The sequence below is a fragment of the Ilumatobacter sp. genome (assembly GCF_041688325.1).
Classification (GTDB): domain Bacteria; phylum Actinomycetota; class Acidimicrobiia; order Acidimicrobiales; family Ilumatobacteraceae; genus Ilumatobacter_A.
In genome coordinates, this window is record NZ_JBDNIJ010000447.1 from 1 (window position 1) to 6,427 (window position 6,427).

Annotated in this window: 4 protein-coding genes, 2 tRNA genes and 1 pseudogene; 5 read left to right on the forward strand and 2 right to left on the reverse strand. The window is 61.7% G+C overall.

Going from position 1 to position 6,427, the window contains the following annotated elements; translation table 11 throughout:
- Positions 1 to 2,493, reverse strand: a pseudogene (locus ACH2EI_RS21670) (hypothetical protein); the annotation flags it as partial.
- Between the two features lie 199 nt (positions 2,494 to 2,692).
- Here ACH2EI_RS21670 and gltX point away from each other — a divergent pair.
- The 4 genes from gltX to ACH2EI_RS21690 all read left to right on the forward strand — a co-directional run bounded on the left by gltX (position 2,693) and on the right by ACH2EI_RS21690 (position 5,152).
- Positions 2,693 to 4,126 carry a glutamate--tRNA ligase gene (gltX, locus tag ACH2EI_RS21675; RefSeq protein ID WP_395152378.1) on the forward strand — a complete coding sequence of 478 codons (1,434 nt, stop codon included), beginning with the start codon at positions 2,693 to 2,695 and terminating at the stop codon, positions 4,124 to 4,126.
- Between the two features lie 10 nt (positions 4,127 to 4,136).
- Positions 4,137 to 4,823: a YdcF family protein gene (locus ACH2EI_RS21680; RefSeq protein ID WP_395152379.1), complete on the forward strand. Its 687-nt coding sequence runs from the start codon at positions 4,137 to 4,139 to the stop codon at positions 4,821 to 4,823.
- 113 nt (positions 4,824 to 4,936) lie between these two features.
- Positions 4,937 to 5,008, forward strand: a tRNA-Gln gene (locus ACH2EI_RS21685).
- A gap of 68 nt (positions 5,009 to 5,076) precedes the next feature.
- Positions 5,077 to 5,152, forward strand: a tRNA-Glu gene (locus tag ACH2EI_RS21690).
- A gap of 11 nt (positions 5,153 to 5,163) precedes the next feature.
- Here the strand turns inward: ACH2EI_RS21690 and ACH2EI_RS21695 are convergent.
- Positions 5,164 to 5,382, reverse strand: coding sequence for a hypothetical protein (locus ACH2EI_RS21695; RefSeq protein ID WP_395161561.1), 219 nt, complete (start codon positions 5,380 to 5,382; stop codon positions 5,164 to 5,166).
- Positions 5,383 to 6,099: 717 nt separating this feature from the next.
- Here ACH2EI_RS21695 and ACH2EI_RS21700 point away from each other — a divergent pair.
- The gene (locus ACH2EI_RS21700; protein WP_395161563.1) at positions 6,100 to 6,390 is read left to right on the forward strand and encodes a hypothetical protein; all 291 of its coding nucleotides are present in this window, start codon (positions 6,100 to 6,102) and stop codon (positions 6,388 to 6,390) included.
- Positions 6,391 to 6,427 lie beyond the last annotated feature (37 nt).

The following is a 6,427-nucleotide window of genomic DNA, read 5'->3' on the forward strand; positions in this document are numbered from 1 at the left end:
CTCAGTGATTGCGCCGTTGGCGTTGGCCTCGCCAGGGGCCGCGGAAACTGCTGCGGTGAGCGGGCGTTTGCCGCACGACCATGAGGTGACGAAGCCAGGTGCGGTTTGGTCGACGACGGTGATGACCATGCTCACAGCGACTGGGCGGGCGCCGTCCGGCGGAGCCGGGATCTTGAGGGCGATCGATGAGCCAGCTGTAAGCGTTCGTCCGAGTCGGCTGTCGAGCAGGCGCTCGGGGTCTGCGGGGACGAAGTGGAGGCCACTCTCGGCGAAGTACCCAGTGAGGTCGATGACGAGGTCTGTCGCTGTGGGCGAAGAGATGCAGAACGACTGGGTTGAGTCGAGGGCCACGATGGCGTTGTTGCTGCGGGTGGCCTGGCCGTCGAAGTTGAGCGATGCGGTTTGAGGACGCTTACTCGAGCACGGGTAGGCCGTGATGAATCCGGGGCCGACCGCATTGACAGATGTCAGGTTGACCGATGCAGCGGTACCGCCGTCAGGAATGATGCCGGCGAGTGACACCCGGGTCGTTTTGTTCGAACGAAGCGGACCGTCGAGGCCGACGCCGCTCCGCGTGTCGACCACTCGAGTCGACGGGGTGACGTGGAGGCCGCTCTTTCCTGCGGGGCCGATCCAAGCAGTGGCGTCGATCACGATGTCAGTCTCGACCAGCGAGAACACGCAGATATCGCCGAATTTGTCGAGCTTGGCGATCGTTGAGTTGCCGATCGTGTCGCCATCGCCGAAGACCAATGATGCGGTTCGATTGGCGACGGGTATGTCCAGGCATGGGGTGATCTGCAGGTAGCCGTTGGCTGACGGGTTGACCGCCACGACGTTGAGGACAGCGCTCGTCGGTGTCGCTGAGATGGCGGGGTGATCGCCCACTGAGACGCGGGTGGTCGAGCCGGCTGCGGCCCGGGATGCTCCACCGATTCCGATCCGAGTATCGAGCAGCCGGATCGGGGCGATCGGAGTAAGGAGGTCACCATTGGTGGGGGTCGTGGTGGTCGTGGGAGTGAGAGTCGTGGTCGCCGTTGGGGTCGTGTTGATGAGGGCGGGGACTTGGAGCTTTTGGCCGTTGACGGCCAGGACAAATTCGCCGATCGAGCCGTAGGTGGTGAACCCGGTGGCTGGCGTCAGCCACGCGCGACTCGTGACACGCACGGTGTACGTCCCCTGAGCAACATTGGCGTTGAGCGTCGTCGACCATTCACGAGGTCGTGGTGGAGTCGCTGCCGCGAGCAGGGTTCGGCCGTCGAGGAGTTCGACGCTGGGAAAGAGATTGGGGTTGGCAGTCGTGGGATTGACAGTAAGAGAGAGCGGGCCAGCACCGACTGTCACGCTGAATTCCGTTGTGCTGCCGCCAGCGGCGATCGATCCGATGACAATGTCGTTATTGTCGAGGGCCGGTACAGGCCTGCCACTTGCAGAGCGGGCGCCGAGCCGGTCGAAGAGAATCGACAGATCGTCTTGGGTTTGTGTTGCGCCCGGGTACTCGCCTTTGGACCATTGGGTTTGTGACGCGTTGTAGCCAGCGCCCATGATCGGTGCCCAGCTTGTTCCGGTGTTGTCTGTGTGGCCCTCGTAGTAGTCGAGCGATTCGAATCCATCGTGATAGAGACCGAGCGTGTGGCCAGCTTCGTGCGATGCTGATTCGGCGACGTACTTCCAGTAGCCGCCGGCGAGGTTGTCGCTGAAGACGAAGGCAGGGGTGCGCTTTTCGGTCGGGTTGTCGATCCAGAGCATCGAGTTGATGTAGGCGACGCCACCCGAATTGCCGTACCAATTGTCGGTGGGAGAGATCACGATGCGGATGCCGTAACGGCCGTCGGTGGCGCTGTCGCGTTGGAGGTCGTCGAGGCTCGGTTCTTTGGTCGTGACGTTCACGTTGAAGGGAGCGAAGTCTTCGGCAACCATCTCCCAGATGTTGACGATGTAGCGCTCGGTGTTGGCCGGGTTGCTCGGCCGATACGGGGCTGACGTGAAGGTGGCGGGCCGTGGCGACTGATTCCATGGGGTGCCCGTGGTGGTGTGGCCGGTGAAGTCGAGGTAGATCGTCAGGTCGGCGGATGGGTTGGAGTCCAGTTGGTAGGCCTGCGAGGCCGGTGGCGATTCCTGGCTGGAGCCATCAATGCTTCGACCGAGGCTCTCACTCTGGGCTGGTTCGTACAGAGCGTCGAGAACATCGTGCCCGAGGTGCGGGCCGTATGTGCTGGGTTCGGTGACGAGAAGGCCGGCGTTTGTCACCTCGACCGTGTCGTCGAGTGCGACTTCGATCGGGATGTCGACCACGTTGCCGTCAGGAGTAACGAGTTCGACAAGTTCGCCGCTGCCCTTGTTGAATGCGGTTCCGTCGTCGAGGCCGATGTCCGCAGGTGGGCTAGTCGAATTGGTGTCGAGACCATTGGCGAGGACTGGGAGAGGAGCGAGTGACAAAGCGGCACCGACCGCGCACATCACCATGTGTTTTCGGAAGAATATGTTGCTCATCAGTCACCACCATCGACCGACAAGTCATGGTGGGTGAGGCTCGACTCTTCATCTTGATGCAGTGTTCCATTCGTCCGTATGTGGTCTTTTTTTTAACTTGATCCAGCCTTCACAGTGGGGAGATAACCGGTCATTGATAGCGAAGGTTGTGCACCATGGTCAACCCGCTACGACGGCGACGGATAGCGTCGTTCACGAAATGACTTTTCAACCTCCCTTTCAACCTCGCTTTCGATTCGCACCCTCGCCGACCGGCTTCTTCCATGTCGGAGGCGCCCGGACGGCGTTGATGAACTGGGCGCTCGCCCGGCGCCTCGAGGGCACGTTTGTGCTTCGCATCGAAGACACCGACGAGGCGCGTAACCAGCCTGAGTGGGTTCAGGGCATCATCGATGCACTGGCTTGGATCGGCATCGACGAGAGCGATCCGCATTTCGAGGGTCCGCATTTCCAGAGCGCAAACGCTGACGCGCACGTCGCGGCAGCCCGCCGCCTCGTTGAGACGGGTGCGGCGTACTACTGCGATCTGACCGGCCAAGAGGTTCAGGATCGAGCGAAAGAGCTGGGGATCACCGGTTACGACGGCTACTCGCGTGACCGCGGGCTTGATGCCGGTCCGGGCCGCGTGTTGCGTTTCCGGGTACCTGAAGGCCGCACAATCGTTCACGACCTCGTGCGTGGCGACGTCGACTTCGACAACGGGACAATCGAGGACTTCGTACTGCTTCGCGGCAATGGCGCCCCGATGTTCCTGCTCGCCAACGTCGTCGACGACATCGAGATGGCGATCAGCCATGTCGTGCGCGCCGAGGAGCACCTGCCGAACACTCCGAAGCAGCAGATGTTGTGGGACGCGCTCGGTCACGCCCCACCTGTGTGGGCTCATGTGCCGGTGCTCGTCAACGAGCAGCGCAAGAAGCTGTCGAAACGTCGCGACAAGGTGGCGATCGAGCAGTATCGCGACGACGGCATCCTCGCCGATGCAATGGTCAATTACCTGATGACGCTCGGCTGGACGCCGCCTGGTGCCGAGGAGGCCGGCAGCGAGATCGTCACATGGAGTCAGATCGAGGCCGACTTCGCGCTCGAGGACGTCAACTTGTCTCCTGCCTTCTTCGACGTGAAGAAGTTGACGGCGTTCAACAAGCAGTACATCAAGAACATGGACCCTGCCGAGTACCTTGCGGCCGCGTCGGCGCAGTTGCCGCCTGAGTGGGACCGTGCACGCTTCGCCGCCATTGCGCCGCACATCCAAGAGCGCCTCGAGCGGCTGACCGATGTGCCGGGAACCGTCGACTTCCTCTTTTGGTCGCAGGGTGACAATGCTGCCGAGATCGATTATGACGAGGTGTCGTGGGCCAAGGCAACCGCTCCCGAATGGTCTGGGCCGCTCTTGAGTGATGTCATCGACGTCTACGACGCCCTGGCATCGTGGGATCATGAGTCGCTGAAGGCTGCGATCGAAGACGTGATGGTGCGCTTCGAAGTGAAGCTCGGCAAGGCGCAGGCACTGCCGCGCGTCGCGGTCACCGGTCGGGCTGTCGGCCCGCCGCTGTTCGAGTCGTTCGAAGCGCTCGGTCGAGACGAAACGCTGCGGCGACTGCGCGCAGCGTTTCGTCGGCTCGGGAGCTGAGGAGCCCAAGATGCCAGGTGCGCTGACGGAGCAGCGTGACGCCACGCCCGTGAGCCCGCTCGTCAGGCGTGCTCCGCGTCGGCGTCGTCAAATACTGTGTGCAGCGAGCCTGGGTTGTGCCGTTCTGCTCGGCTACTACCTGGTCTCGTTTTTTCAGGTGTACGCGACCGGTCGGGATGATCAGGCTCGCTCAGTCGACGCCATCGTGGTGATGGGAGCGGCCCAATACGACGGCCGCCCATCACCTCAACTGGCGGCCCGTCTCGACCACGTTGCCGAACTCTGGCCGCAAGGGTTGGCACCCATCGTGGTCGTCACCGGTGGCAACCAGGCGGGTGATCGATTCACCGAAGCCGAGGCCTCGGCCACGTATTTGGTCGAACGAGGCATCCCGGAGGCGTCGATTGTGCTCGAAGACCGTGGGGTCACCTCGTTTGAGTCGCTGCAGCGGGTGGCGCACCTCCTGGCCGAGAGCGCGGGGAGCAACCACAGCAGCGTGCTAGTGGTCACCGACCCGTATCACTCGCTGCGCTCACGTCTGATCGCCGAGGAAGTCGGTATGACGGCGTATGTGTCGCCGACGAACACGTCGGTGGTGACCGGTGTCCGCTCGTTGGAGCGTCACTTCTGGGAAGCTGGTGGTGTCGCCATCGGGCGGGTGATGGGCTTTGGCCGCCTGAGCGAACTCACCGACTGATCGGTGTCGGAAGAGGGTCTTCGAAATCGACGGTGGTCGGTGGAGCTGACCGCCGATATGCTCCCGTCTGCATCGTCCGGTGAGTGTGAAGAATGCTCGTCGGACAAGCGCTCTGGGGTGTGGTGTAATTGGCAACACGGCAGTTTCTGGTTCTGTTATTAGGGGTTCGATTCCCTTCACCCCAACGTTTCGCTCGGACCTTCGGGCCGAGGGAATCACTGTGCGACGGCGATATCGTCGACGGTCGCAACAGGTCCCGTTCGTCTAGTGGCCCAGGACTCCACCCTCTCAAGGTGGCGGCACGGGTTCGAATCCCGTACGGGATACCAAAAAACACCGGTCAGAGCCGCTCTTCCGAATTGAGGGAGAGTGGCTCTGCTGCTTTTCTGGACTCGTTGCCAATCCTCCGGTGTGTTGTTGCGGTGTGTTGTTGCGGTGTGTTGTTCCGGTTCATGCTTGGCATGTTGGCTTCTGCCGGGATTGTGTAGGTCGCATCGCTGGTGATTTTGCCGTGGAGACGGCGTTGGTTGAACCAGTGGACGTCGGTCATCGCGGCCATGCCTCACTCGTCGATGAGCTTGTCGGTAGGCAAGCCCGCCGCGCAGCGCCTCCGACGACGAAATCGCGCAGGAATACAAGGGGCTCGTTCGTGATCGGAACCCGCTGCGATCGTGTTCCCACATCGTTCTTCGAGCAGCGCGACAGCTCCCAAACTCCTGCCGTAGCAGCGGATGGCACGTCAAGCACGACCTCACCTCGGGCTGCGACTAGCACACGGTGATGGACGCCGTGAATCATCACGGCCGCAGGTTGATCGAGGACCCGGAGTTGGCTGCCGAGTTCGTTACTGAACTCGGGAGTGATCTTCAAGACGACTCCTGTCCGCCCGAGATCTGACGCCTCGGCCGGACCATCACGAAGTAGCGCCACCAGATCGCAGCGTGGCATCAAGCGAAGTTCACAAACTATCCGAAATTGTAAAGAAATCTTTACCTTGACATCTAACTTTCTTCATGATTAGATAGAACGAGACAACAAGGAGATGGGCGAGATGGGTACACCAAAAAAGTGGACGGGCCGAGCGGCTCTCGGTGCGGCGGAGGCCGCATCCATAAGTCAGCTGTCACGCCGCGCGGGAAGTCGCGACACGCCGCGTCACCAGGCAAACTCCATCACAACTGCCGAGCGATCGCTCGCGTTCTGTCCACGATCGCGCATCGAGCACAACGGCCCGTTTCTCACCTTTTTCGAGAATGCGCGCCTCCACGAAGGTTCGATGTCGCGACTGGCATCACCGATCGAAGCACAGCAACACATCATTGCCCACGTCGTGGTCGAAGCCGATCTCTCAAGAGCGAATGCCACCGCCGTCAGCCGAGGCGAGGTCGTGGCAACTTACGCAGTCGAGGCCGACACGGTCCGCATCCGCCGCAGGCACCCCGGAGGACAGTTCGGACAGCGAGCAGAGAACGCCCAGGACGCAAACATCGACATTTTCGACACCGGCGCAGCGGCTCTTCTCGGCTGGCCACGAACAAACCACTTCATCACCAGAGCTGGGACCTGATCGACGATCGGCGGTGAGACCGAGTCGAGGCATTCAG